Source organism: Streptomyces sp. H27-H1, assembly GCF_026627445.1.
Taxonomy (GTDB): Bacteria; Actinomycetota; Actinomycetes; order Streptomycetales; family Streptomycetaceae; genus Streptomyces.
Window position 1 is genome coordinate 38659 of record NZ_JAPNLJ010000033.1, and the last position, 25285, is coordinate 63943.

Annotated in this window: 23 protein-coding genes; 8 read left to right on the top strand and 15 right to left on the bottom strand. The window is 72.8% G+C overall.

The features are described 5' to 3' along the window. Positions 1-97: 97 nt before the first annotated feature. The 6 genes from OTB20_RS29150 to OTB20_RS29175 all read right to left on the bottom strand — a co-directional run bounded on the left by OTB20_RS29150 (position 98) and on the right by OTB20_RS29175 (position 7184). On the bottom strand, positions 98-763 hold the full coding sequence (locus OTB20_RS29150) for a neocarzinostatin apoprotein domain-containing protein (RefSeq protein ID WP_267821982.1): 666 nt from the start codon (positions 761-763) through the stop codon (positions 98-100). After that, on the bottom strand, positions 760-1464 hold the full coding sequence (locus tag OTB20_RS29155; RefSeq protein ID WP_267821985.1) for a neocarzinostatin apoprotein domain-containing protein: 705 nt from the start codon (positions 1462-1464) through the stop codon (positions 760-762). Before OTB20_RS29155 ends, OTB20_RS29150 begins: the two co-directional genes overlap by 4 nt. Next, complete coding sequence (locus OTB20_RS29160; protein ID WP_267821986.1) at positions 1461-3326, bottom strand: hypothetical protein; 1866 nt, start codon at positions 3324-3326, stop codon at positions 1461-1463. Before OTB20_RS29160 ends, OTB20_RS29155 begins: the two co-directional genes overlap by 4 nt. After that, on the bottom strand, positions 3326-4429 hold the full coding sequence (locus OTB20_RS29165) for a hypothetical protein (protein ID WP_267821988.1): 1104 nt from the start codon (positions 4427-4429) through the stop codon (positions 3326-3328). The genes OTB20_RS29160 and OTB20_RS29165 overlap by 1 nt, the downstream gene beginning before the upstream one ends. Beyond that, the gene (locus tag OTB20_RS29170) at positions 4426-5427 is read right to left on the bottom strand and encodes a DUF916 domain-containing protein (RefSeq protein WP_267821990.1); all 1002 of its coding nucleotides are present in this window, start codon (positions 5425-5427) and stop codon (positions 4426-4428) included. Before OTB20_RS29170 ends, OTB20_RS29165 begins: the two co-directional genes overlap by 4 nt. Before the next feature lie 146 nt (positions 5428-5573). After that, complete coding sequence (locus tag OTB20_RS29175; protein WP_267821992.1) at positions 5574-7184, bottom strand: hypothetical protein; 1611 nt, start codon at positions 7182-7184, stop codon at positions 5574-5576. 276 nt (positions 7185-7460) lie between these two features. On the opposite strand from OTB20_RS29175, the gene OTB20_RS29180 reads away from it, so the two are divergent. Next, the gene (locus tag OTB20_RS29180) at positions 7461-8372 is read left to right on the top strand and encodes an HpcH/HpaI aldolase/citrate lyase family protein (RefSeq protein ID WP_267821993.1); all 912 of its coding nucleotides are present in this window, start codon (positions 7461-7463) and stop codon (positions 8370-8372) included. Between the two features lie 31 nt (positions 8373-8403). Here the strand turns inward: OTB20_RS29180 and OTB20_RS29185 are convergent, their stop codons facing one another. The 3 genes from OTB20_RS29185 to OTB20_RS29195 are packed head-to-tail and all read right to left on the bottom strand — an operon-like array spanning position 8404 to position 11978. Beyond that, positions 8404-9870 carry an MmgE/PrpD family protein gene (locus OTB20_RS29185; protein ID WP_267821995.1) on the bottom strand — a complete coding sequence of 489 codons (1467 nt, stop codon included), beginning with the start codon at positions 9868-9870 and terminating at the stop codon, positions 8404-8406. Next, entirely contained in the window at positions 9867-10730 is an 864-nt protein-coding gene (locus OTB20_RS29190; RefSeq protein WP_267821996.1) for a cyclase family protein, read from the bottom strand. The genes OTB20_RS29185 and OTB20_RS29190 overlap by 4 nt, the downstream gene beginning before the upstream one ends. 18 nt (positions 10731-10748) lie before the next feature. Then, positions 10749-11978, bottom strand: a complete 1230-nt coding sequence (locus OTB20_RS29195) for a CaiB/BaiF CoA transferase family protein (protein WP_267821997.1) — start codon at positions 11976-11978, stop codon at positions 10749-10751. 163 nt (positions 11979-12141) lie between these two features. Between OTB20_RS29195 and OTB20_RS29200 the strand changes: the two genes are divergently transcribed. The 3 genes from OTB20_RS29200 to OTB20_RS29210 all read left to right on the top strand — a co-directional run bounded on the left by OTB20_RS29200 (position 12142) and on the right by OTB20_RS29210 (position 15623). Then, positions 12142-13587, top strand: coding sequence for a dihydroorotase (locus OTB20_RS29200; RefSeq protein WP_267821999.1), 1446 nt, complete (start codon positions 12142-12144; stop codon positions 13585-13587). Positions 13588-13691: 104 nt separating this feature from the next. Continuing rightward, a complete protein-coding gene (locus OTB20_RS29205) occupies positions 13692-14378 on the top strand; it encodes a TetR/AcrR family transcriptional regulator (protein WP_267822000.1) in 687 nt (228 codons plus the stop codon). 240 nt (positions 14379-14618) lie between these two features. Then, a complete protein-coding gene (locus tag OTB20_RS29210) occupies positions 14619-15623 on the top strand; it encodes an alpha/beta hydrolase (protein ID WP_267822002.1) in 1005 nt (334 codons plus the stop codon). A gap of 190 nt (positions 15624-15813) precedes the next feature. On the opposite strand, the gene OTB20_RS29215 is transcribed toward OTB20_RS29210, so the two are convergent. Next, positions 15814-16416, bottom strand: a complete 603-nt coding sequence (locus OTB20_RS29215; RefSeq protein ID WP_267822003.1) for a TetR/AcrR family transcriptional regulator C-terminal ligand-binding domain-containing protein — start codon at positions 16414-16416, stop codon at positions 15814-15816. 78 nt (positions 16417-16494) lie between these two features. On the opposite strand from OTB20_RS29215, the gene OTB20_RS29220 reads away from it, so the two are divergent. From OTB20_RS29220 to OTB20_RS29230, 3 genes are all read left to right on the top strand, one after another. Then, positions 16495-17388 (top strand): DUF4437 domain-containing protein, encoded by an 894-nt coding sequence (locus OTB20_RS29220; protein WP_267822005.1) that lies wholly within the window; start codon positions 16495-16497, stop codon positions 17386-17388. 517 nt (positions 17389-17905) lie between these two features. Further along, the gene (gene nhaA / locus OTB20_RS29225) at positions 17906-19231 is read left to right on the top strand and encodes a Na+/H+ antiporter NhaA (protein ID WP_267822006.1); all 1326 of its coding nucleotides are present in this window, start codon (positions 17906-17908) and stop codon (positions 19229-19231) included. A 201-nt stretch (positions 19232-19432) separates the two neighbouring features. After that, positions 19433-19693 (top strand): PGPGW domain-containing protein, encoded by a 261-nt coding sequence (locus OTB20_RS29230; RefSeq protein ID WP_267822008.1) that lies wholly within the window; start codon positions 19433-19435, stop codon positions 19691-19693. Positions 19694-19706: 13 nt separating this feature from the next. Here the strand turns inward: OTB20_RS29230 and OTB20_RS29235 are convergent, their stop codons facing one another. From OTB20_RS29235 to OTB20_RS29245, 3 genes are read right to left on the bottom strand one after another with little or no spacing between them, the layout of a single operon-like run. Beyond that, complete coding sequence (locus OTB20_RS29235; RefSeq protein ID WP_267822010.1) at positions 19707-20432, bottom strand: hypothetical protein; 726 nt, start codon at positions 20430-20432, stop codon at positions 19707-19709. Then, positions 20432-21907 (bottom strand): hypothetical protein, encoded by a 1476-nt coding sequence (locus OTB20_RS29240; RefSeq protein ID WP_267822012.1) that lies wholly within the window; start codon positions 21905-21907, stop codon positions 20432-20434. The genes OTB20_RS29235 and OTB20_RS29240 overlap by 1 nt, the downstream gene beginning before the upstream one ends. 42 nt (positions 21908-21949) lie before the next feature. Next, positions 21950-22279, bottom strand: a complete 330-nt coding sequence (locus OTB20_RS29245) for a hypothetical protein (RefSeq protein ID WP_267822014.1) — start codon at positions 22277-22279, stop codon at positions 21950-21952. Positions 22280-22601: 322 nt separating this feature from the next. Between OTB20_RS29245 and OTB20_RS29250 the strand changes: the two genes are divergently transcribed. Further along, entirely contained in the window at positions 22602-23210 is a 609-nt protein-coding gene (locus OTB20_RS29250) for a hypothetical protein (RefSeq protein ID WP_267822016.1), read from the top strand. 153 nt (positions 23211-23363) lie between these two features. On the opposite strand, the gene OTB20_RS29255 is transcribed toward OTB20_RS29250, so the two are convergent. Continuing rightward, positions 23364-24557, bottom strand: coding sequence for a cysteine desulfurase family protein (locus OTB20_RS29255; protein WP_267822018.1), 1194 nt, complete (start codon positions 24555-24557; stop codon positions 23364-23366). Then, positions 24554-25222, bottom strand: a complete 669-nt coding sequence (locus OTB20_RS29260; protein WP_267822020.1) for an ArsR/SmtB family transcription factor — start codon at positions 25220-25222, stop codon at positions 24554-24556. Before OTB20_RS29260 ends, OTB20_RS29255 begins: the two co-directional genes overlap by 4 nt. Positions 25223-25285 lie beyond the last annotated feature (63 nt).

Consider the following 25285-nt stretch of genomic DNA (forward strand, 5'->3'; position numbering starts at 1 on the left):
CGCCCGTGCCCAGGGCTGCCCTCGGGCGGTGAGGGCGGCGCGGTTCGCCGACCGCACGAACCCGTTCGTGCGGATCCGCTTCCCGCGCCGCCGCCGCTCACGCCCGGCTGCCGCGCCGCAGCAGGACCAGCGTGCAGCCGCCGAGCAGGAACAGCGTGCCGCCCAGCAGGGCGGCCACCGGCAGGCCGTCGGTGGACCCGGTCTGCGGCAGCGACCCCGCCGCGCCCGCGCTGGCCCCCGTCGTGCCCGCGCCGGACGTGGCCGTGCCTCCGCCGGACGCCGTCGGTGCCGGACGGGAGGGCGGCGGACTGCTCGCGCCGGGGCCGGCCGCCCCCACGGCCAGCGGCACCTCAACCAGTTCCTTCGTCGCGGAGATCGACACCGCGATGACGCAGTTCCCCGCCTTGGCCACGCAGTCCGCCCCGCCCGCCTTGGCCTTGACCGTGATCTCGGCCGTGGTCGCGTCGCTGGCCGCGCTGTGCCAGACCCCGGACGCGTCGGTCTTGCCGATGACCGCGGCGTCGGGTGACGTCTCGCAGTCCGTCGGACCGGCCGGCTTCGGCTTGCACAGACCGATCGGCACGAAACCCTGATTTGGGCTCAGCCCCTTCGCCGACACCGTGATCTTGTCCCCGACGGCGAGTCCGGTCGACTTGCTGACGGTCAGTGTCCCGGCGGCGGCGGCCGGCCCGGCCGAAACCGCGACCAGGGCCGAGGCCGCGGCGAGTGCGCTCGCGCAGCGGATTCTTCGTAGCGATGTCATGAGTTTCCTCCAGATGGGGACAGCGGGGACCTTCCGGGCGCCGCCCTCCGGTGGCCCCGGACGAGGGAGAGGACGCCGAGCATGAGGCAGGCGACGGCCACGCCGAGGGACAGGGACCACACCGGGGTCGACGGCCCGCTCCAGTCGTTGCCGCGGCCACCGCTGGGAGCGGCGGCGGATGGCGCGGCCGGTTCGGCTCGGCCGGTGCCGGATGCCTCGCCGGGGACCGTCCCGCCCTCGAAACCGACCGCGACCTGAACGCTGTTGGCGGCGATCAGCGCGGGTGGGGTCCCGGAGGGCAGTGGCGCGACGCCGACCACGCACGGCGTGGAGCGGCAGTCGCCACCGGCGAAGCGCGCGTGCACGGTGAGGGTGACCTGCGGGAGCACTCCGTCGGGGCCGATGGTCACCAGCCGGGCCCCGCCGCCGAGGTCGCAGTCCTTGTTGCCGGTGTAGCCCTTCTTGCACAGGCCGACGGCGACAGACGTCAGCCCGGCGCGGAACCCGGAGCCGTCGACGGTGATCTGCCGGCCCTCGGTCAGCCCGGTTGCCGCGGACACGTGAACCGTGGCGGTCGGCGTATCGGCGGCCCCGGCCGTGCCTGCCGCAGTGGCGGCAGCGGCGAACTGGCCGGACAGAGTGAGCGCCGTGGTCGCCGCGAGGGCCACCCGGCAGCTCCGGCTCTTCGTCGAGATCCTCACGGCATGGCCTTTCTGTTCCGTCGCAAGAGGGCTGTCCGGGAGCCGCCGGACGCGGGGAGCGCGATCGGACGCTGACCGGGGACGGCCTGCGCCGGGGCGGAGGCGACCAGGACCGCCGTCCCCTGGCCTGCGATGTGGCGCAGTACGGACGTGACCGCCGGATCGGCTGCGAGCGGCCCGCAGCCGGGCCCGGTCAGGTCCAGCAGGAGCAGCGCCGGCTGCGCGATGAGGGTCTGGACCAGCCCGAGGACGCAGCGTTCGTCGGGGCCGAGCCGCCCGCAGGGGTCGGCGCCCTTCGCCGCGAGGAACGGGAAGGCCGCGCGGGCGGCCACCGTCAGCTCCGCCGCCCGCTCGGGGTCCAGATGCGCGGCTGCGGCCGCCACCGCGTCCGTCACCGAGACCGCGGGATGACCGGGGTGCAGAGCGCCCGTCCGGGCCGCGTCCGCCGGGTCCACGAAGGCGGAGAGCCGCAGGTCCCACCGGGCCCGCGCCTCGACGCGGGAGACGTCGTGGCCGCGCAGCCGCCAGGTTCCGCCGTCGGCCTTGCGCAGGCCGGCGAGGACCGCCAGTACAGCGCCCGCCCGCCGGCCGGGGAGAGCGTCGGTCAGGTACGCGATCTCGCCCGGCGCCAGCGTCAGGTCGAGACGGCGCACGGGCGGCGCCCCCGCCTGACGGACGCCGAGGCCGCGGACCTTCAGGGGGCCGTCGCAAGCACCGGCGACGGTGTCGTCGTCCGGCTCGGCGCCCTGCCCGCGCCCGTGGTGCGCCAAAGCGCCGGCGGCTGCCACGGCGGGCGCCAGACCGATCACGGTCAGGGTGTCCGCGCCGCCCAGCAGCCGGCCGGACAGCGCGACGGCGGTCATCGCGGCCGCCCCGCCGAACAGCCTGGCGACGGCGTACCCGCCGTGCCCGGCAGCCCCCGCGTGCACGCTGTCCCGCGCGGGGGACGAGCCGGCGCGGGCCGCCGCGGTGGCAGCACCGCTGGTGAGGACGGCCGCCAGCGCGAGGACGAACTGCCAGGGCCGGGCGGCGCTCGCACATGCCGCCACCGCCGCCGTGAGCCCGGCCGCCGTGAACAGCGCCCCACGCAGGCCCGTACCCGTACCCGTACCGGCGCCGGTGATCGGTCGGCGTCGGCCGGCCACGGCGAGGCCGCTTGTCAGGGCCGCCGCCAGCAGCGCCGCGTAGGCGAACGGCCGGGCGCCCGCGCCGCCGAGCAGTTCCCAGCGGAAGACAACCAGGCTCTGGCCGGCGAACACCACGCCGAACACGGCCGCGCCCACGGCACCCGCCGTCCAGTGCGAGGCTGCGGCGTGCCCGGAGTCGTCCGGCGCGGCCCGTGCGCAGGCCGGAGTGAGGAGCAGCGCGGCGAGCGCGCACGCGAGTGCGCAGGCCACCTGGGGGTGCTGCGCGAGGAGCACCACCGCGGCGCCCGCCGCACCCGCGCCCGCCAGGCAGGCGGCGTGCCAGGAGTGCCGAGGCCGGTAGAGGCGGAGAGAGCCGCCGCCGAGGGCCGCGGCCATCACCAGCAGCGCTGCGAACACCAGCGGCGAGGCGAGCAGAGCGGCGGCCGACGGTGCCGCGCCGGCCAGCACACAGGCCGCCAGTGCCCGCCGCGCGGCAGCCGTCGCCCCGCCCGGACGGCCCCGGCCTCGCCGCCGCAGCACCGTGCCGACCACCGCGGCGAGCAGCATGCCCGTCAGGAGGAGGTAGCGGACGGCCTCGCCGGGCATGCCGACGGGCCCTGCGAGCAGCGGCGCCGAGGCGAGGAACACGCCGGCCGCCAGCCCGGCCGCCGCAGCGGCGCCCAGGTCCGGGCGCGGGCGGGTGAGGAAGAGGGGGAAGAGGGGGGAGAAGGCCATTACCGCTCCGTTTCCAGGGGTGACGCCCGCAAGGCGTCGGCGAACGCCCGTAGCGCTCGGAAGTCAACGAGCGCGGCGTCTCCCGCCAGTTCGCGGACCAGCGCCCGGGTACTGACCAGTCCGGGGTGCTCACCGTCCCCCGCGCCGGCCGCGAGGACCTCGGCCAGCCGGCCCGCATCCACGAAGACGGGAAGGGCGGCCGGCGCCGACCCGGGCGCCCGCGCCGGCCGCCCCGCCCGGCGGCGCTCGACGCCGCGGCGTACGGCGACCGCTGCCGTGAACACGGTCAGCAGGGCGGCGAGGAAGGCCAGACCCAGCAGCCCCCAGGGGTAGACATCAGTGCTGACGGCGAACTCGGCCGAGGCGTACCGTCCGCCGACCGAGTAGCGGCCGAACGCCGCGGCGGGAAGCCGTACGGGGATCCGGTAGGTCTGCTCCGCGTGCGGCGGCAGTTCGGCAGTCAGCGGGGTGCCCACCGGGAGGTCGGCGCTGCCGCCGGGCCCCCAGGCGACGATCAGCGGCGCCCGCCCCAGCGGCCGGTCACCAGGGTTGCGCAGGGTTACGGTCAGCGTCCGGTGGGCGGGAGCGCCGAACAGTTCGGCGAACCGCGGCCCGCCGGACAGGGCCGCCGCGACGACATCGACGCGTACGGCGGGCACGGGCGCCGTCGGCGCCGCGTCGGCCGCCCCGGCCAGGGTCAGCGGGGTCTGGGCGCGCACCCCGATCTGTCCGGCCACCGCCCGCAGCACACACGGGCACGCGGCGGGCGGCGCACCCGCGATGAGCGTCAGGCGGAAGGTGCCGTCTGCGGCCACCAAGGCGACCGCGGCGCGCAGGGTGTCGCAGTCGGCGCTGCCGTGCAGCGCCTCGCCTCCGCAGACCTCGACCTGTACGGTCACGCCGGGCTGCCAGCCCGCCCCGGAGGTTTTGACCGGCAGGCCGGGGGCGGCCCGGGGATCGTCCACGGTGACGCTCGGCCCGGTCGCGGCGGCCGGGCCGGCGCCCGCCACCGACAGGACCGCCGCGGTCAGCAGCACGACGGCGGCCAGCGTCAGACTGACGGCGCGGCCCGGAGGTGCGGCCGGTACCTGGCGGCTGGTCATGAGACCGCCCCGGTGCGGCCGGACCGCTTGCGGCGGAGCCAGCCCAAGGCGACCGCGAGGACGGCGAGGAGCGCGGCCACGGCGCCGAGCGTGGGCCAGGACAGGACGACCCGGCCGCTCTGCGTCGAGGTCGCAGGCAGGCCGGGCGCGGTGACGCGTACGGAGGCGGTGAGGTAGTCGAGGCCGGGGGCGTCCGGCCAGTCCGCGCTGATCTCGGCGCTCTGCCCCGGCAGCAGCAGGGGCAGCGTACGGTCGGCGATGACGCCGTGCCGCAGACGGAACAGTCCGTCGACCCGGGGTGAGACGGTGGGGCGCAGCGCCGCGTTGCCGGTGTTGACAACCGTGTACGTGAGCGTGGCGCGAGCCCCCGCGAAAGGCGTGCCCGATGGGTGGTGGCGGACGCGGACGGACCGGACGGCGAGTCCGGGAGTCACCGGCCCCTCCACCGTGAGCTGGATCCGGACGGCGATGGCCCGCTGAATGCCGACGTCGACCCCGGAGGCCTCGCCAGCCTGCTCGACGGCGTTGTTGAGGGCGACGATCCCGCCGACGTGGCTGCCGGGGGTGGCGTCGGCGGGCACGTGCAGCGTGAAGGGGATGTCTGCGGCCCGGCCGGGCGGGATGACCAGGGCGTTCGTACCGAGGGTGAGCCAGCTCCCGAGGCCGGTCTGGGCCTCGCCTGCCTGGCGGTAGGCGAGCGCGCCGTCCCGGGGCGTGTTGTAGGCGTCCGACCCGTAGACCTGGAAGGAGAGAGGGGCGCCGGACAGATTGCTGACGCGCACCGCGTCCTTGACGACCGAGCCGGGCGCAGAGTCCATGACGAAGGCGGGCCGGCCGGTGGTTCCGGCAGGCTGCACCGACCAGGAGCCGGTGCCGGCGCCGGCACCGGCTCGCGCCGCCGCGGCGGCCGCGGGCTGGGCATCCCCCAGCACGGCGGCCGACAACGCGGCCAACAAGGCGGCCAGGCAGGCCGATGCGACGCGGACGGCCGTGCTCACGTGCGTCCCGGCGGGTGCCCTCGGGGCCCGGCCGGGCGGGGGATCACTGCGTAGGGGGGGCATGGTTCCGCTCTTTGCCGGTGGTCCGGCGGCGAGCCCGGGAGCTCGCCGCCGGCACGCTGCTCTGGGGAGGGGGCAGGACGAGGTCAGGACAGGGTCAGGCGCAGCACGGCCGCGTACTCGCCGCTCTGGACGATCTCGGGGACGCGCAGGTTCAGCGCCGCGCCCGCGTCGAAGTGGCCGCCGGTGACGGAGGCCGGGTCGGCGCTCGCCGCCTGGGTGCACAGCGCGGCCGCGGTGGCCGAGCTGAGCGGACCGGCGCTGCCCGGGACGACGGCGGAGGCCGCCGCGGAGCCCGGGTGCACCGCGCACTGCGGGGTCCAGGACAGCTGGGAGGCGGGGATGGCGGCTCCGGCGGCGTTGCGGAAGTCGGTGACCGTGCCGACCAGCGACCAGCCTTCGGTGGTGCCGCGGAAGTCCTTGACCTCCAGGGCGCGCAGGCTGCCGGTGGAGTCGTGCGCGGTGCCGTCCACGGTCACGGGGGAGAGGACCACTTCGCCGGGCTCGGCCGACATGGTCAGCGCGCCGCCGCTGACGACCACCTTCAGCGTCTGGTCGGAGCCGCCGCCGTTGGCGCTTCCCGACCAGGGCGTCTCGGCGGCGTCCCCGCCGTCCTTCTCCGTCGCCACGATCTTCACGGCCCCCACGGCCGGGACGAGAGTGGCGGTGAAGTTGCCCCGGGCGTCGACGGGGGCGGTGAGCCCCGCCCCGCCGACCGGCCGGCCGTCCTTGTCGACGGTGGTGACGCTGACCTGGTCGCCGGGGTCGAAGCTGGCCCCGTTGACGGTGGCGCTCGTACCCGGCCCGCCGCCACCGGGCGTGACCTGGAGTGCACGGCTGCCCAGGACGCCGAGGACCAGCGAGACGGTGGCGGAACCCTGGGTGATCTTCAGGCGGTGTGGCCCGGGGGCGGCGCCCGCGCCGACCGTCACCGTACCGGCCAGCTTTCCGTCGGCGCCGACCCGCAGGTCGGGGGTGAGGTCGGCGCCCGAACAGCCGGTGCCGGCCAGGCTGCACAGCTCGACCGTGCCGATCGGAGCGGCGGCGTTCCAGCCCGTTCCGGCCAGGGTGAGGATGTCCCCGGGGCGGGCGCCCGTGGTGTCCGTCGCCGGGCGGCCCGAGATGCCCGTGACGGCCGCGGTGGTGTTGCCGGCGGCCGGGGTGACGGTCATGGTGTGCAGGGCGGTGGCCGTGCCTTGCAGGGTGCAGCTGAGGGACAGGCCATAGCTCGGGATGTCGAGGGTGAGCTGGTCCGGCGTCAGCGTCACCGTGCCGGGCTGGGCCACGGTGAGCTTGCCGGTCAGGTCGGGTATCGGGATCTCGCCCTTGGCGGGGATCGGCGGGTTCGAGGCCGCGGCGGTGAGCGTGAGCGGCGCCTGCCCCGAAACGAGGATCTTGGCGGAAGGGACGACGCTGCCCGCGGGCAGTGCCACGGGGCCGTTGGCCGGGCCCTTGTCGGCGAGGCTGAGCTTGACGTCCACGCTCTCACCGGCCGCCGCGGTCGCCGGGGCGGTGAGGGTGGCGGTGGTGGTGAAGAGGGAGTGGGAGGAGCTGAAGACGCAGTCGTAGGTCACGGGTGCGCTGCCCGCGTGGGCGGGCGAACCGGCGAGGACCAGTGAGCCGGCCGCCGCCACCACCAGGGCGGCGAGCGTGGCACCACCCCGGGTCCGGGCGGATCTGGCGGGTTGAGGGTGCATGAGCGGTGGGGTTCCTCTCGAAGGGAGCGATGAGTTTCCCTGTACGGAACTTTGTTTCGCTTGTGTTCTCATATGGAGCCCTTCGCCCGCTCGGCGTGTCAAGGGTCGGGGCGTGCGGCGGGGTAAAAGCTGCGTTTCCGAGCCGCGCGTCTCGTGCGAAACGGCGGATCCCACAGCGAAACGAATCCATTGACCCGGCCTGCCCGCGCTCCTAGGGTGGGAAGCCGCCCAACTCCCCGACCGGGCCGCGTCTTCAGCGAATCGGAGAACCGCGCCATGACCGCGAACCAGCTCGCCCCCGTGCCCCGCTCCTACCTCTACGTCCCCGGCGACCGCCCCGAGATGCTCGCCAAGGCCCTCGGGCGCGGCGCCGACGCCCTGATCGTGGACCTGGAGGACGCCGTCCCTGCCTCGGGCAAGGAACGGGCGCGGGAGCTGGTGCGCGCCTGGCTCACTGGCCTCGACGACCACGCCGATGTCCCGCGCGGTACGCCGGAGATCTGGATCCGCGTCAACCCGGGGGAGCGGGGGCGTGCGGAGAGCGCCCTGCTCGCAGCGCCCGGGGTGACGGGCTTCTGCCTCGCCAAGTGCTCCGGTGCCGACATCGCCGCCCAGCACGAGACCCTGGCCGCCGCCGAGGAGCGGCACGGGCTCGCCCCGGGCACCTTCGCCCTCGCACCGCTGCTGGAGACAGCCTCGGCGGTCCTCGACGTACGGCAGATCGCGCGGGCGCCCCGGGTGCGCCACCTTCAGCTCGGCGAGGCCGACCTGTGCGCCGAACTCGGCATCACGTCACCCGATGCGACGGACCCGGCCTGCGCGGCGGCTGGTGCGGCCCTGGCCGCCATCCGCACGGACCTCCTCCTCGCCTCGGCCGCCGCCGGACTGCTGCCCCCGGTCGGGCCGGTCAGCACCGACTTCACCGACCTCGACGCCCTCGCCCGCACCACCCGGGCCCTGCGCGGGCTCGGCTACCGCTCCAGGGCCTGTGTCCACCCGCGTCAACTGGGCACGGTGCACACCGCCTTCACCCCCGGCCCGGAGGAGGTCGCCGCGGCGCAGACCCTGCTGGACCGCTTCGCCGAGGCAGCGCGGGACGGCTCGGGCGTCATCACCGGCCCCGACGGCCGCATGGTGGACGAGGCGGTCGTACGCGCCGCCCGCCGGGTGCTCGCCACCCGCCGCTGACCGGCCACCGGCCGCTCTGCCCGCCCCGCCGCTATCCGATCCGCGTGAGGCCCAGCAGCGCGCCTGCCGCGCCGCGGGGCGCCCCACCCAGGGCGCGTACCGCCTCGACCACCCCGTCCGCGCGGGCTGCTCCGAGCACCGGCTCCGTGTTCAGCCGGAACTTGCCCGCCAACTGGGCCCGCGTCAGTGGCATGCCCGGGCCGCCCAGTGAGCTGGTGACCCGCGACTGCATCACCTGGCCGCTGTGCGTACGCACCCGCAGTACCGCACTGAAGGCCTGTGGGAACTCCGCGTCGCACTGCGGGTCGGCCACCACCTCGACCCGCTCCGCCAGTGCGAGCCGGCGCGGATCGGTGAATGCCTCCGGGGAGAAGTCCGCGTGCCGCAGCCCCGGGCCGGCGCCGTCCACGGCCGTCTCCGACAGGAGCGCCGCCGCCACCGTGTACGGACCCGAGAACTTGGCGTGGTACGGCGTACGGGGGCGCGCCTTCTCGGCGTGCGGCTCGCCGATGGTGCGCCGGGGCGCCGCGGCCACTCCGAGTTGCGCGCTCGCCACGTCCTCGGCGCGCAGCCCGGCCCGGCGCAGGGCCAGTGCGCAGTCGATCCCGGGGTGGGTGAAGTGGTTGGAGGGGTACGGCTTGAACACGGTCCGCGCGTACTGCCAGTTCCCGGCCGCGCCCATCTCCTCCAGGCCGGCCAGCAGCGGCTGCGCTGTCCACCGCTCGTCCAGGAACGCCGTCAGGAATCCGAAGCGGCCTTCGAGCACGGTCGGCGGCCCGGTGACCCCGCCCGCCGCGAACTGGGCGGCGCACACCCCGGAGTGGGCCGCCCACCCGCAGTGCAGGCGTTTGACGCTGCCGCCGGTGCGGTTCGCCTCGATCACCCCGGCGCCCATCGAGCAGGCGATGCCGATGGCGTGCGCCAGCTCGGCCGTGGTCAGCCCATACAGCAGGCCCGCGGCCACGGCGGCGCCGACGGTGCCGCAGATCGAGGTGGCGTGCAGGCCCTTCTCGAAGAACACCGAGTTGCGCAGCCCCGGGTCGTAGGAGGCCATCCCGAGGCGGACGCACACCTCGCCGCCCGCCGCGAGCGCGGCCAGCAGCGCGGCCCCCGTGGCCCCGGTCGCCTCGGCGGCGGCGAGCGCGGCGGGCAGGACGGCGGCCGTGGGGTGCAGGACGGACGGCAGGTGGGTGTCGTCGAAGTCCAGGGCGTGCGCGAGGGTGCCGTTGACCAGGGCGGCCCGGTCGGCCGGCATCCGCATGCCGCTGCCGACGGCGGTGGCCTCCCCGACCCCGCCGGCCGCGCGCGCCAGGGCCAGCGCCGCCGCCTGGGGCGAGGCACCCGCGTCCTCACCGGAGTGGGCGCCGAGTGCCCCCAGACTGTTGCCGAGGCAGTCCAGCGTGCGCGCGGCAGCGTCCGCCGCGATCTCCCGCGGTACTCCGTCGCGGCACGCCGACGCGAAGGCGGCCAGGCGCGCCGCGTACCCCTGACCGCTCATGCCCGGCCTTCCCTGTCGTGGTCGTGCAGGATGGCAAGCGGGCGTACAGGGGAGCCGGTGGCGCCGACGACCGGCAGCGGAGCGAGCATCAGCAGGAAGTCCGCCCGCCTGCGCGAGGCGAGTCCGGCGGGCTCGGTGAGCCCGGTGAGCCGCATTGTTTCGACGATGTGGATGCCCGCCTCGACCAGCAGCAGCCGGTGCACGGGCAGTTCGGCGTGCCCGCGCCCCGGCGGGACATGCTCGAAGGCGATGGTCTCCCCGCCGGTCACCCGCACCCCGCGCTCCGCGATCCAGTCCCCGGCCGCGGGACCGGGGCCCGGCGCCCCGCCCTCCTGGCCGGTGAAGACGCGCGCGTCCGCCCAGTGCCGGGACCATCCCGTCCCCAGCAGCAGCGCCTCGCCCGCCTCGATGTCCACGCCGGCCGCGTCCCGAGCTTTCTCCAGGTCGGCGACGGTGATCTCGTACCCGGCGGGCAGGACGGGGACGCCGTGCACGGCGGCGACGTCGAGGAAGACCGCCCGGCCCACGTACGGCGGGAACTCCTCGATGCCGTGCCGGGAGAAGCCCTCGTGGCTCTGCACCGAGGCCGCCGGGACGTCCCCGTGCAGCAGCCCGGCTTGTGAGACGTGGGCGAGGGCGTCGACGTGGGTGCCGACGTGGCCGCCGGTGACGATCAGCTCGTTCGCCGCGGAGCCGCCGTCGGCGCGTACGTGGTCGCCGTGGCGGCGTTCCAGGAGCATGCGGAAAGGCGGGTGGTTGGGTGACTGCGGCATGCCTCGGCGCATCGGCTGGGAGAGGTCGATCACGGGAGCGCCGGCGAGGGACAGCGGCCCGCCACGGTACCCGTGGACGCTGTTCATGGGGTCTCCAAGAGGGGGTCAGATCGTACGGTCTGCGGCGAGTTCGTCCAGCTCGCGCGGCGTCAGGCCGAGCCGTGCGGCGTAGACGGCCCGGGTGTCGCGGCCGTGCGGGCGGCCGGTCCAGCGGATGGCGCCGGGCGTGGCGGAGAGCCGAAAGAGGACGTTCTGCATCCGGATCGGTCCCAGCACCGGATCCTCCACGGTCGTCAGCGAGTCCAGGGCCCGGTACTGCGGGTCCTCGAAGATGTCGGCGATGCCGTGCACGGGGGAGATCGCGGCTTCGGCCTCCTCGAACGCGGCGATCACCGTGTCCCGGTCGCGGGCCGCGATCCACTCCCCGACCTGCCCGTCGAGCAGGTCCGCGTGCGCGGCGCGCCCGGCGCCGCCGGCGAACCAGGGCTCGGCGGTCACCTCCGGGTGCCCGACGAGCTTCATGACCCGCTCGGCGACGGACTGCGCCGAGGTGCTCACGGCCACCCACGCGCCGTCCCGGGTCGGGTAGATGTTGCGGGGGGCGTTGTTCACCGAACGGTTGCCCGTGCGTGCCGGCACGGTGCCGAGCTGGTCGTACGCGGTGGGCTGCGGGCCCAGCAGGGTCAGCAGCGGTTCGATGATCGCGAGGTCGACCACCTGCCCCGGCCCGCCGTGCACGTCGCGGTGGTAGAGCGCGGTCTGTACGGCCGAGGCGGCGACCAGCGCGGCCACCCCGTCGGCCAGCCCGAAGGGCGGCAGCGTCGGCGGGCCGTCCGGCTCGCCCGTCAGGGCCGCGAAGCCGCTCATGGACTCGGCGAGCGTGCCGAAGCCGGGCCTGCGGGCGTAGGGCCCGTACTGGCCGAAGCCGGTCACGCGGGCGATGACCAGCCGGGGGTTGGCACGGTGCAGGTCCTGCGGGCCGAGCCCCCAGCGCTCCAGCGTGCCCGGCCGGAAGTTCTCGATCAGTACGTCGGCCTGCGAGGCGAGCCGGAGCAGCAGATCCGCTCCGGCGGGGCGGCTCAAATCCAGGGTGACGGTGTGCTTGTTGCGGCCGAGCATCTTCCACCACAGTCCCTCGCCGTCCTTCGACGGGCCGTGGGTGCGGGCCGGGTCCGGCCGGGCCGGGTGCTCGATCTTGATGACGTCGGCGCCGTAGTCGCCGAGGACCGTCGCGGCCAGCGGCCCCGCGAACAGGGTGGCGCAGTCCAGAACGGTCACGCCACGCAGGGCAGCCGGAGCGGGCGGCGGGGCTGCGCGGGGGAGGGAAGGCTCCATCGGGGCTCACGCACCTTCACGGATCGCTGTTTCTCCTTGTGAAACACTGTTCCGGAAAGCTAGCATGACCCTTCGTCACGAAAAAGGGAAACAGCGTTTCCCGTTAGCCCACGGGTGCGGAAGGGAGGTGCGGGCGGCGCCCCCTGCGGCTGCCCGGCCTGTCATGTCTCGTTACGACCTGCTCATCAAGAACGGCACGCTCATCCAGCCCCACCTCGGCGAGATCACCGCAGACCTGGCCGTGCGCGACGGGAAGGTCGCGGCCCTGGCCGACCGCATCGACACCTCCGAGGCCGCCGAGGTCATTGACGCCTCGGGCCGGGCGGTCTTCCCCGGCGCGGTCGACGCGCACTTCCATCTCGGCATCTACCGCTCCCTGGAACAGGACGCGGCGGAGGAGACCCGGTCCTCCCTGGTCGGCGGTGCGACGAGCGTCCTGTCCTACTTCCGCACGGGCGAGCACTACCTCAACCGGACCGGGGCCTACGGCGACATCTTCCCCGAGGTCCTCGCGGCGGTCGGCGGCCGCAGCCACACGGACTACGGCTTCCACCTCGCCCCGATGGACACCGCCCAGGTGCGCGAGATACCCGACCTCGTGGCGAAGCACGGGGTCAGCTCCTTCAAGTACTACATGTTCTACAAGGGGTTCAACCTGTCCGCCGACTCCCGGGACGCCAAAGGCTTCCGGATGGCCGAGGAGGGCGAGGAGTACGACCTCGGTCACCTTTACCAGCTCATGGAGGCGGTCGCCGCCGCCGGCGCCGCCCGCCCCCACGGCCGCGTCTCGCTCTCCCTGCACTGCGAACAGTCCGAGCTGATGAGGCTGTTCATCGACCGGGTCCGCCGCTCGGGCGACCCCCAGACCCTGCGCGCCTACCACGACGGCCGCCCGCCCCTGACCGAGGAGGTCGCGATCGCGGAGGCGGCCACCCTGGCCCGCGCCACCGGCTGCCCGGTCAACCTGCTGCACCTCTCCAGTGCCGCCGCTCTCGCCGGGGCTCGCGCCGCCCGTGCCGCTTCGCCCGGGCTGGACCTGCGCACCGAGGTGACCCTGCATCACCTGTGCCTGGACCACGAAAGCCTGGACGCCGCCGGATGCGGCCTCGGCGCCAAGGTCAACCCGCCGATCCGCACCCGAGCCGACAATGACGCGCTGTGGGCGGGCGTGCTCGACGGCACCGTGGACTGGGTCGCCTCCGACCACGCCTGCTGCATGGAGGAGTCCAAGGGGGACGCCCTGTGGCCCGCGCTGCCCGGCTTCGGCGGCACCGCCCTCCTCTATCCGATCCTGCTCTCCGAAGGCCACCACAAGCGCGGCCTGCCGCTGCGCCGCGTCGCGGAACTGCTCTCCGCTAACCCGGCCGCCGCCTACGGCCTCACCGGCAAAGGGTCGCTGATGGTGGGCGCCGACGCCGACATCGTCGTCGCCGACCTGGACACCGTCCGCACGGTCACGGCCGACCTGCTGCTGTCCGGACAGGACCACTGCCCCTTCGAGGGGCAGGAACTGCGCGGCTGGCCCACGGTCACCATCGTCGGCGGCCAGGTCGCCTACAGCGACGGAGCAGTCACCGCAGCCCCCGCCGGCCGCTACCTCGCCCGCTGAACGGATCCCGCTGACAGGCCCCTTGCGTTGACAGAGCGCCTGCACGCCCCCGACGATGACCGGGCGGTCACCTGACCGCCCGGTCATACGTCGGGGGAGCGCGCATGCCCACCACCACCTGGACCCACCTCCCGCCCGACCGGCGGGAGCGGATCCTGATCGCCGCGATGGACGAGTTCGGCACCCACGGCTACTCGACCGGCAGCCTCAACGTCATCGCCCGGCAGGCGGGCGTCGCCAAGGGGTCCCTCTTCCAGTACTTCGCCGGAAAGCTCGACCTGTTCACCTACGTCGCCGAGCAGACCTCCCTGCGCATCTTCGAGGCCATGCGGCCCTGGCTCGACGGCTACAGCGGCGCCGCGCCCGGTACCGACGGGCCCCGCGCCGCCCAGGACTTCCCCTCGTACCTCGTCGACGCGATCGACGCCTGGGTCTCCTACTTCGAGACCCATCCCCTGGAACGGGGCGTGACCGCCGCCACCAACATGGAGATCGACCCCGTCGTACGCCAGGCCGTACTGGAGCCCGTCCAGCACCTCTACCTCGCCGGACTGCGCCCCCTTGTCGAGGAGGCGGTCGCCGCCGGCGAACTGCGCGCGGACGCCGATGTCGACGCCCTCCTCTCCCTCCTTCTCCTGCTGCTGCCCCACACCGCCCTCGCCCCCTTCTTCCCGGCCGTCGCCGGCCCCGTCGCCCTGCCCCGGGGTGACCGGGCCGCCCGCCGTACCGCGATCGAGCGGCTCGTGCACCCCGTCCTCGCCGGGTTCCGTCCCGCACGCGCACCTGACTGATCAGCGCCGATCCGTCCGCCGACCCCGCCACCGCGCCCCGCGTGCCGGGGCTTTCGGCATGCTCCAAGCGGCCTGCGGAGCCGCAAAAGAATCACCGCCGCTCTGCTTGACGCGGTTCCCCCGCTCGGGCCCAATGGAACCGCAGGAGAAACAGAGTTCCAGCAGTGGAAACATCCCGGCCCCTTCCGGGCCGGCCCGGCGACGCCGCGACGCCACGCGGCCTTCCCCCTGGGAGTCCCCATGAGCGACACCTCGCACAGACGTATGTCCCTCCCGCGCACCCTCTTCGCCGCAGCCCTGGCCGCCGCCGCGACCCTCACCGCCCTCTCGCCCGCCACCGCCGCGGAGCAGGCCCCCACCGACGTCGTGAAGGTCTCCAACACCGTCGACGTCCGCTGCGCCTTCCTGGTCTACAAGCGCTCCGGCGACTGGTACTTCCCGTCCACCGCGCCCAAGGGCACCGTCTGGCTCCAGCACGGCTTCAGCCGTGCCAACGACCACCTGGAGGACATCGCCCGGCGCTACGCCGCCGCCGGCTTCGTCGTCTTCGCCCCCACGCTGCCCTCCGCCGACATGTTCGGCTGTACGGTCTCCAACATCGGGAACAACACCGCCTTCCTCAACAACGTCGCCGACCTCTTCGGCAAGGCCGCCGACCCGAACGACAAGCTCGGCCGCAGCTTCGCCGATGCCGCGGCCAAGGCTGGCCGGCCCGGCCTCCAGATGCCCGCCAAGTTCGTCTTCTCCGGTCACTCCGCCGGCGGAGAGGCCGTCAGCTACGTCGCCAACCGGCTCCGCACCCAGTACCCGGCGGCGTTCGCCCGCCTCTCGGGCCTCGTACTCCTGGACCCCGTCAACTCTTTTGTCGGGCTCAACATGGCCAACGCGCTGAACGGCCTGAACACCACGAACCTGCCCATGCACGCCATCTCCTCGCCGCCCTACCTCGCCAACGGCCAGGCCTCCGGCACCCGCGAGCTGACCACCGATGTGCACCGGGACTTCCTCGGCATCCGGCTCAGCACGGGCTCGCACTGCGACGCCGAGGGCGCCAGCACCGACACGCTCTGCACCCTGCCCAACGGGGCACCCCAGGACGCCAACGTCGCCGTCCTCCAGGAGTTCGCCACCGTCTGGGCCGCCGACGATGTGAGCGGCACGGTCACCGCCACCCACCGCCCCGGCGGCAGCCGTTACGAGTCCCTGCGCACGGCCGGCACCATCCAGACCCTCAGTGGATCCTGAAACCGTTCCGCGCGTGCCCGCCCCCGCGCCGACGGGGGCGGGCACGACCGCGCTTGCGGTCCCACCGGGTTAGTCCGTGCAGGTGGAGGCGGCTGACCGGCAATGAGAGGACGAAGCCCGCGCCCAGCGGCCCAGCGCCTCTTGGCCCCCTACGGGAGGGCCTCGCCATGCGTTCGACGGGGGGAGAGAGTCATGCCAACTCCGGAGGCCTGACGCCCCATCGCGGGGCACTGAAAAGGCAGTGGGGGGTGTCCAGGACCGCGTCGACAGTGCGGTGGGCGCGCTCTCGCGCCGCCGGGCGGTCCAGCAGCAGCGCGTCGAGCAGCAGGGGCGAGACGATCGCGGAGACGGCGTCCTCCCGTGCCGCGCCGGTCAGGCCCGCGGGGGCCAGCGCGGTGCGGAAGGGTGCCAGCAGGTCTTCCACGTACCGGCGCCGCAGATCCGCCATCGCGGAGTCCCATGCGGCCGCCGCGACGATGGCGTGCAGGAAGTCGCCGACCGGCTTGTCGCGCAGGCGGTCGCAGAGCGCGTCCACCTCGGCGTGCAGATCGGTCCGGGCCTCACCCGTTTGGGAGGGTGCGGGGCGCGGGGCGACCTCGATCAGCGCTGCCAGTACCGCGTGAGGTGTGGGCCAGTGGCGGTAGATCGTCGACCGCGACACCCCGGTGGCGGTGTGCAGGCGCTGCGCGGAGAGCGCGGCTGCGCCCTCGGTGAGTAGCAGGTCCAGCGCAGCGGTCAGGACGACGGCCTCGGTGTCCGAGGCGGGTCCTGCGGGGCGGCCAGGTCGAGTCACCTGATTAACGGTACATCTTGTATCGGATTTTTGTCGGCGCTACATTCCATATCGGAACCCGACCCGGAGGGAGCCGCCATGCGGCCGCACGTGGAGCTTGTGGACGAGCGCGATCTGATCTGGCACATGGGGGAGTTCGAGCACGCGCAGGGCAGCACCCGGCAGCGCAACCTCAGCTACGACGAGGAGGACGGCTCGGCGTCGCTGAAGGTCCGCTTCGACACCGACTGGTCGCGGCCGGGCGGCGTGCACCACGCGGCCACCGAGTGGTACGTCCTGTCCGGCCGGGTGACCGTCGGGGACGCCGTCCTCGGCCCCGAGGGCTTCTGGATGGCGCCGGCCGGAGTCCGCACCCCCGCCGTCACGGCCGCGGCCGGTACGGAGATCCTGCTGTTCCGCGAGTACGGTGACTGGCGCTTCGACCTCGCGGATGCCGACCGGGAGGGCCTGCGCGCCGACCGGAAGCTGGTAGTCCTGCAGACCTCGGAGATGTCCTGGACCGACGTGCGCGACGGCAGCCCGATGCGCTTCGACCTCGGCGGCACCCCGGTCCCCGGCCTGTACATCAAGATGCTGCACCGGGACGAGAAGACCGGCTTCTACAGCAGGCTGATCAAGGCCAAGCCGGGCTGGCGCGAGGAGCCGCTCGCCCACCACCCGTGCACGGAGGAGGCGTACTGCCTCGAAGGCGCCTTCGACTACAACTACGGCAAGATGTGGCCTGGCACCTACTTCTGGCGCCCCGCCCTCATCCGGCACGGCGACTTCACCGCCGACGCGGAACAGGGCTGCACCTGGATCGTGCGCTCCGACAGTGATCTCGTGGACTGGTACACCTCAGAGGCCCGCGTCGTCATGCAGGGCCAGGCCACCAACTGGGGACCCGACCACCCGCACAGCGTCCCTCCGCGCTTCGTGGAACCGGTCCGCTCCCGAAGCGTCGGTCCGTGGGAGGACCCGTCCTACCAGTGACTCCCGCCCGGCGGAGACCGCGCTCTCGGGCGGACCTGGCCAGCTCGATCGTGGGCGTGGTGGCCGACAGCCACGCCGCGGCCTGCGAGCGCACCCCGCCGCAGCGCCCCCCCGCGCCGGCTGCGTCCTGCGCGCGGGGGGACTGTAAAACTTCGGATCTGTCGCACTTGCGGTGGTGACGGAGGGTGACGCTGTTCACCCGCGAGCCCGCCGCTCGGCGGGCGCGATCCTCACGATCGCGGGCGCCGTCCTCTAACACGATGCCCGCCGAGCGGCCTGAGCTGTACGCGGCCGCGCACTGGTGCTCGCGGCGGCTGCTGCCTGGTGCCTCCCGCCAGGGCTGATCACAACCTGACACCGATCTGATCTTGGGGAGGCGTGCGGGGCAGACAGTCTTCCCTCCGCTGGATACGGTGTAAAGAACGCGTCAAGAAGAGGCGCGCGGTGTGCCGGGAAGTCTGGTCGGCGTCCTGGGGGCAGTTGTGCCCTCTTGTCGACACACCGGAGGCCCACTGCCATGGCCGGCACCCGCTCCCCCTTCCTCGGCTTGCTGCCCCTGCCCGAGCGGCAGGCAATCACCCGAGCCCTGCGCACCGAGACCGTTGGCGGCCTGGTCCTCCTCGGCGCGGCACTCCTCGCTCTAATCTGGGCCAACAGCCCCTGGAGCGCGGCGTACACGTCCGTGCGCGACTTCCACTTCGGGATACAGGCCCTGGGCCTGGATCTGTCGGTGGGGCACTGGACCGCCGACGGGCTGCTGGCCGTGTTCTTCCTCGTCGCCGGGATCGAGCTGAAACGCGAGCTCGTCGTAGGCGAACTGCGCACCCCGGCCACCGCGGCGCTGCCCGTCATCGCCGCGCTCTGCGGGATGGCCGTACCCGCCGCCCTCTACCTGGCCACCGTCGCAGCCGGCGGAGGCAGCAATGCGGGCTGGGCGGTGCCGATGGCCACCGACATCGCCTTCGCCCTCGCCGTGCTGGCGGTACTGTCCACCCACCTGCCGGCCGCGCTGCGCGCCTTCCTCCTCACCCTCGCCGTCGTCGACGACCTCGGCGCGATCCTGATCATCGCGGTGTTCTTCACCTCCGACCTGAACTTGTGGGCGCTCGCCAGCGCCTTCGCGGGCCTCGTGATCTTCTACCTCCTCCAGCGGCTGCGGGTACGCGGCTGGTGTTGGTACGTGCCCCTCGGGCTGGCGATCTGGGCGCTGATGTACAACAGCGGCGTCCACGCCACCGTCGCCGGCGTCGCCATGGGTCTGATCCTGCGCACCACCGCCGACAAGGGTGAGAAGGTCTCGCCGGCCTCCCGGGCCTCGCACCTGATTCACCCGCTGTCCGCAGGCATCGCGGTACCTCTGTTCGCGCTGTTCGCCGCCGGGGTGAGCATCTCCGGCCCGGCCCTGAGCGCGGTGTTCACCAGCCCCGAACCCCTCGGCGTCGTGATCGGCCTGATCGCCGGCAAGACACTGGGCATCTTCGTTGGGACCTACCTGGCCGCCCGCTTCACCCGCGCCCAGCTCAACCCCGATCTGGCCTGGGCCGACGTACTCGGCCTGTCGGAGCTGGCCGGGATCGGCTTCACCGTCGCCCTGCTCATCGGCGAACTCGCCTTCCCCGGCACCCAGGCCGGCGAGCACGTCAAGGCCGCCGTCCTGGTCGCCTCGCTGATCGCCGCAGTCTTCGCCGCTGTCCTGCTGCGACGGCGGAACACCCTCTACCGGCGCCTGTACGAGGCGGAGAACCTCGACGCCGACGCCGACGGCATCCCCGACATCTACCAGCGCGACATCACGGCGAAGACCCAGAGTACCGCTGTCCGGCCGGACGGGCAGCCCACCTGATGGCCGGCGGCGATGCCTCACCGCTGACACCCGTGATCGTCATCGCTGCCCTGGTCATACGCACGGGCATCACCGAGCTCCGGTGCCCGGGCAGTGCCCGGCGCCAGTGGGCGTTCGCCTCGAACCCCCGGGCCATGGCGGCCGGTACGACGGTCGCCGCGGCCACGCTCTTGATCGGCGGTTACCCGCTACGGCTGGGCGGTGGCCGCATGGGCCCTGCTCACCGGAGCGCTCACCGCCTTCCTCACCGGCCGCGGCACCCCGGACGCCTCAACCCATCCGAACAAGGAGCAGCCCGTGTCGGAGCGACAGGTCGGAAGGGTGATGGCCGCCATCGGCGCACCTCTCACCCTGGCCGGTGTGGCGATGTACTTCCTGCCCGGACCCGGCTTCCCCGTACTCATCATCGGTCTGGCCCTGCTCGTCACCGGCCTCGTCATGACCGCAGCCGGCCGCCGGTAGCACCACCGGCCCCCTATCCGCCCCCGCACCCGACAGGAACCCGACGTTGACCTGGCAGTGGATCGGCCTGACCGTCTTCTCCCTCACCCTGCTGCCCGCCGGACTGGCGATGGCCTCCGGCTGGGCCCTCGGCCAGCCGCTTCTCCAGTGCGTGCACCGACGACCACGCGGCCTTGACCAGCGCCTGCTTGTCGGCCCGGCTGAACTCGTCCCGCTCCGTACACTCACCCCACCCGGTCAGAGTCATCCCGCGGGCGAACCTCGCCAGCGACTCGTCGACCCGGCGCTCGGGGTGGTCGTCCCGCCGCACGATCAAAGTCCGCACGCCCGAGGCCGCCATCCCCGGCTGCCGTGAACCCTCCCCGTACGCGGCCGGCAAGGTGCGCTCCCACCGGGCCAGCAACGGCATCAGATCCACGGACTCCAGCGACAAGGCGGCCGAGTCCTCGGATGCGGCATCCATGGCCGCGCACACCAGATCAACCGCCCGCACGTAGTCCCGGGACGCCGAGGCCGACAGACCAGTAGCGTCGACGTACTCCACCCATTCATCAGCCAGCTCCGCGGCCAACCGCGGGCACCGGTAGTCCCCGGGATCGATGTACTGCAGCCGCTCCCGCCCCTGGTCATTGACCGCCACCACACGCACCCCGATCCGGTCCTCCCCGCCCGGAGCCCCCAGCGCCTGCCGCAGATGCGCCGTCCACTCAGCAGACCTCCGCCACTTGGTCCGCGCCATCAGCACGCCCCTGCCGGCTGCTCCAACTGGAAGGCCCTGGAGGCGATCTGTGCGTAGGTAGCCTCTTCCGCCGGGTCGCCGAGCCACCCGGCGAACGCCGCCTCGTACTCGTGCACCAGGTCGTCGGTGTACTCGAGGTACGCGTACGTGGTCTCCGGGCTGGAATGACCGAGCCTGCGGCTGACGATCAGCAGCGGGTTGTAGCGGATGCGCCCGCTCAAGTAGGAGCGATGCCGACGCCGCCGCGCCACCAGGTCCGGCTCGGCCCCGTCCATCTGCCGCTCCAGATAGGTCAACAGCTGCAAGGCGTACGTGTGGCGCAGATCGTGCCAGCGCCACCTCTTGGCCGGCAGCCGCGGCGTCGTCTCATCGGCCAGGGCCACCATCCGGCGCCACGCGGCGTGCCGGTACCGCTTCCAAGAGTCCGCCCCCGGCATGAGTCCGCCTCGCCCGAGAAACACCGCCATGGCCTCCAGCCCGAACTCGCCTTCCCACACCGTGATCCGGCGCAACTTCGGCGGCATCGCCTGCATCACGAACACCTGCCGGACACCGTCGAGCGTGCCGTGAACCCGGCCCGTTTCCGGCTCGACACGGGAGACGACGAACAGCTCCCGGTGCCGGCGCTCCAGCCGCCGGGCCGCGGTCGCGGTGAACTCCGGTCGCTCCAGCAGGCAGTAGGTCTCCACAGCCCGCACGGCCTGCTCGGGGAGGAAGACTCCCCGGGTCTTGCCGTACTTCGCGCACGCCTGGATGGTGAACTCGGTCTCGTCCCCAGGATGGTCCACTCCCATGCCGAGCTCGGGCAGCAGTACCGTGGCCCACTCCTGCCACCGCATCCCGCTGCACACCGCCAGATCCGCCCCCGCCCGGTCGCGATGCGGGGAACTCCCCCGGTAGGACCGGTTCAGCCGCGAGTCCGGGCCCTGCCCGCCGAGCCCGACATCCCGGAAGTACCGATACTGCTCCAGACTCAGGTGCCGGATGTCCATCCCGCGCCGAGTCCTCGAACTCAGTGCGTTCCGTCCCCGTGACGCCACCCGCACGGGCCGCCGCCGCAGGTAGTTCTGCTCGACCGCGAAGGCGAAGAACTGGTCCAAGATCGATGATTCCTTCGACCACGCCGAAGAACCGATGGGCTTCTCCTGCAGCTGCGTGCGCGACTTCTTGTAGGCCACCAAGTCGGCCTCGGTGGCCATGAGCACCGAGCGGTCACGCTTGGCCTGATGGGCATCGAACCGGGCCATGATCCGCCCGTAGTCCTTCATCGTGCCCTCGGCCAGATCCGCGTACGACATACTCCGGCCCCACGCGCACAGGGGCTCCACCGGCATCATCGTCTCGTCATCCAAGAAGACCGGCGTGCCGTCGGAGATCCCGTGGAGCTCCAGCAACCGCGCTGCGTCAGTGCCCGTGAGAACCGGGCTGTCCAAATACCGGCGCACCAGCGCCATGTCAACCGTGAACAACTGCATGCTCGTCACCTCCCGAGACATCTGGGAGAAGAGAGATAGCAGTCAGCGGAGAGCCAAGAGGACACCGTTCACCGGTACGAGGGACCTGCCATGAGACAAAACTGAAACGCCCCAAGAAATCGAGCGCTGGGTCGTGCCCGCTGCACCCGCACAGGCGAGCTGGACGAACAGGGCCGCGGCGATCGCGACCTGCCAGGCAAGCCCGGGGGCGGCGAGGAGCAGGGGCAGCTGGGTGCAGGGGGTCAGTGCGAGGGCGCCGAGCATCATCGGACCGGGTCCGTAGCGCCGGCTGAGGGCCGGGGCGGCCAGCGCCCCGCCCGCGGCTCCCAGGGCGCCGACACCGAGGACCCTCCCGAAGACGGTCGGGGTCATCGCCAGATCCCGCAGCAGGTTTGTTTCTGCAGTGACTGTGTCCCCCGCAGGCTGTGTTGCTTTACAGCCGAGCCGCTGATTCGGCCTGTGTCGCATTCGCGCAGCTCATCGTGTCGCTTTCTCTGGTGCCGGCACGTGACGAAGCCCACACTCTAGCGAGCGGTCCGGTGCGCGGGGTCAGGACAACGAAGTCGGTCCAGTCGGCTGTCTTTGTCGACGGTCATGTAATGCCCCATCAGCAGCGTCACCTTCCCCGACCAGCCGTTCGAGGAGTTTCGACCTTTCCGCTTGGAGCATCAGACCAGAACGTCATCATCGAGCTATGACCGCACTCAGCCTTGCCCAGCGGCTCGCCGACCACGTTCAGCATCTTCTTGGCGACGGCCCGTTTTCCCAGCCCGGCGGATGGATCCACATGGGTGCTGTCATCTGCGACGCCAGCTTCCACGCTCGCTGCAAGTACGAGGCGGCCCTCAGACCGCGGCTTCTCCGGCTTCAAGCGGACTGGCCCGATGCGGCAACGGTCCGCGGCTTCCAGGGCCGGCTCGCCACAGAGGACCTTGCCCTGGCCATGGATTTCAATGATTCCCGGAAGGTTGCAACGGCCCACGCCATCACCGGCCTTCTGGCTGCCAACGGGGTCGACACCCGCGATGATCTCCACGCATGGCTCGACCACCAGGCCAATCGCGCAGCTTTGCGGACGGTGAAAGGGGTGGGACCGAAGAGCATCGACTACATCGGCAACCTCGTCGGCCGTTCGCAGGTCGCCGTCGACGTGCATCTACGCGCCTTCGCTGCGGACGCGGGTGTTCCAGAACTCCGCTACGAGCAACTGCGAACCGTGTACGAGGAAGCCGCCGTACTTCTCGGGCACGACGAAGGTGCGCTGGAGCATGCCATCTGGCGGCACCAGTCGGGGGCCGCGTAGCCATCACTTCTGCCGCCAGCCACCCGCAACACAGAACTGCGCGTCCTGTCGAACGATTGAGCGGGGAAGGTGGTGCTGTTCTTTCTGATGGGAAACGGCAGAGAAGAACGACGGGGCGGGCTGGTCAGTTGATGGGGCCGAACAGGTCGGCGATCAGTTCCCTGCCCGCTCAACGGGTTCGAAGTTCGCTCGGTTGTCGGAAGCGCAGGCAGATGTCAGCAGCTCGACGGTTCGGTCGATGTCGTCGGCGGTGGTCCAGCGGCCCAGCGAGATGCGAAGGGCGGCGAGGCCGCGGGAGTCGGGCAGGCCCATGGCGCTCAGCACCGGGGAGGGCCGGTGGTCGCCGCTGTGGCACGCCGAGCCGGTAGAGGCGGCAATCTCCGGTACGGCTTCGAGGAGTTCGTGGCCGCGGATGCCGTCGATGCTGATGTTGAGGGTGTTGGGCAGGCGCGGTTCGGCGGGGCCGTTGAGGCGGATGCGGCCGGGGAGCCGGGCGCTGAGGCCGGCGTGGAGGCGGTCGCGCAGTGCGGCGATGCGCCGGTCGCCGCCCTCGGCCAGTTCATCGGCAGCCAGTTGGGCGGCGGCGCCCAGGGCGATGGAGAGGGCGACGTTCTCGGTGCCGGAGCGCAGGCCGTGTTCCTGGCCGCCGCCGTAGATCAGCGGCTCGAGAGTGACGTCTTGACGTACGTACAGGGCGGCGATGCCCTTCGGGGCGTACATCTTGTGGCCGACGATCGTCATGAGGTCGACGCCCAGGTCCCGTACGTCCAGGGGGATCTTTCCAGCGGCCTGGGCGGCGTCACAGTGGAAGAGGGCGCCGTGTGCGCGGGTGATGCGGGCGAGTTCGGTGATGGGCTGGAGGGCGCCGGTCTCGTTGTTGGCGGCCATGATCGAGACGAGGGCGGTGCGCTTGGTGAGTGCGGCGCTCAGTGTCGCCGGGTCGACCAGGCCGTCGCCGTCGACGGGCAAGTACGTCACCTCGGCGCCATGATGCCGTTCGAGGGCGTGGCAGGTTTCCAGAACGCCCGGGTGCTCGGTGGCCTGGGTGATCACATGCGGGTGGTCGGTCTTGGTGGCGAGCGCGGCACCGCGCAGGGCGAGGTTGTCGGCCTCGGATCCGGAGCCGGTGAAGACGATCTCCGCGGGGTCCGCACCGATGAGCTCGGCAACCTGCCGGCGAGCATGTGTGAGGGCCCGCTGAGGCTCCGCACCGTATGCGTGGCTGCTGGAGGGGTTGCCGAACCAGGCCGCCAGATAGGGGAGCATCGCCTCGGTGACCTTCGGGTCGACCGGGGTGGTCGCGTTGTAGTCCAGATAGACGGGGCTGCCGTCGAGTGCCGGGATCACGCGGCGGCTCCGCTGGCCACAGGCAGCTCGGCCAGTCGCCACTCCAGCATGCCGTCGGTCAGCCGGACCGCCCGGCGGCCATGTGCTTGCAGGAGACGTACGGCGTCGTAGGCGAGGACGCAGTAGGCGCCGCGACAATACGCCACCACTTCGGTGTTGGCAGGCAGCTCGGCAATACGCTCGGCGAGCTGATCGACCGGGATGGAGATCGCGCCGGGGATGTGTCCGGCGGCGTACTCCTCGGCCGGCCGGACGTCGAGGACGACGACGTCACCTTCCTCGGCGCGGGCCAGCAGCGCCTCGCGGTCGACCTCCTCCGCCTCGTCCGTGCCCAGATATGCGGTGCGGGCGGGCTCGACGTCGGCCTGGTGGGTCTGGGCGACCTGGCGAAGCAGGGCATAGAGGGCGGCGACATCGTCGCCGGCCAGCCGGTAGTGGATGCGTACGCCGTCGCGGCGGGTGGCCACGAGCCCGGCCTGCTTGAGGGTCTGCAGATGGGCCGAGGCGGTGGTCAGGTTCAGCCCGGCCGCTTTGGCGAGCGCGTCGACGGTGCGCTCGCCCTGCGCCAGCAGATCGAGCAGTTCCAGGCGCTTTCCGCTGCTGAGTGCTTTGCCGGTGCGTGCGAAGGCGTCGTACAGCGCGGCTTTGCGCGCGGGGTCTCCCATGGCATCCTCCATCGTTCCATGGAATATTGTAGCTAAGGGCGGGTGCTGAAGCGACCCGCACCT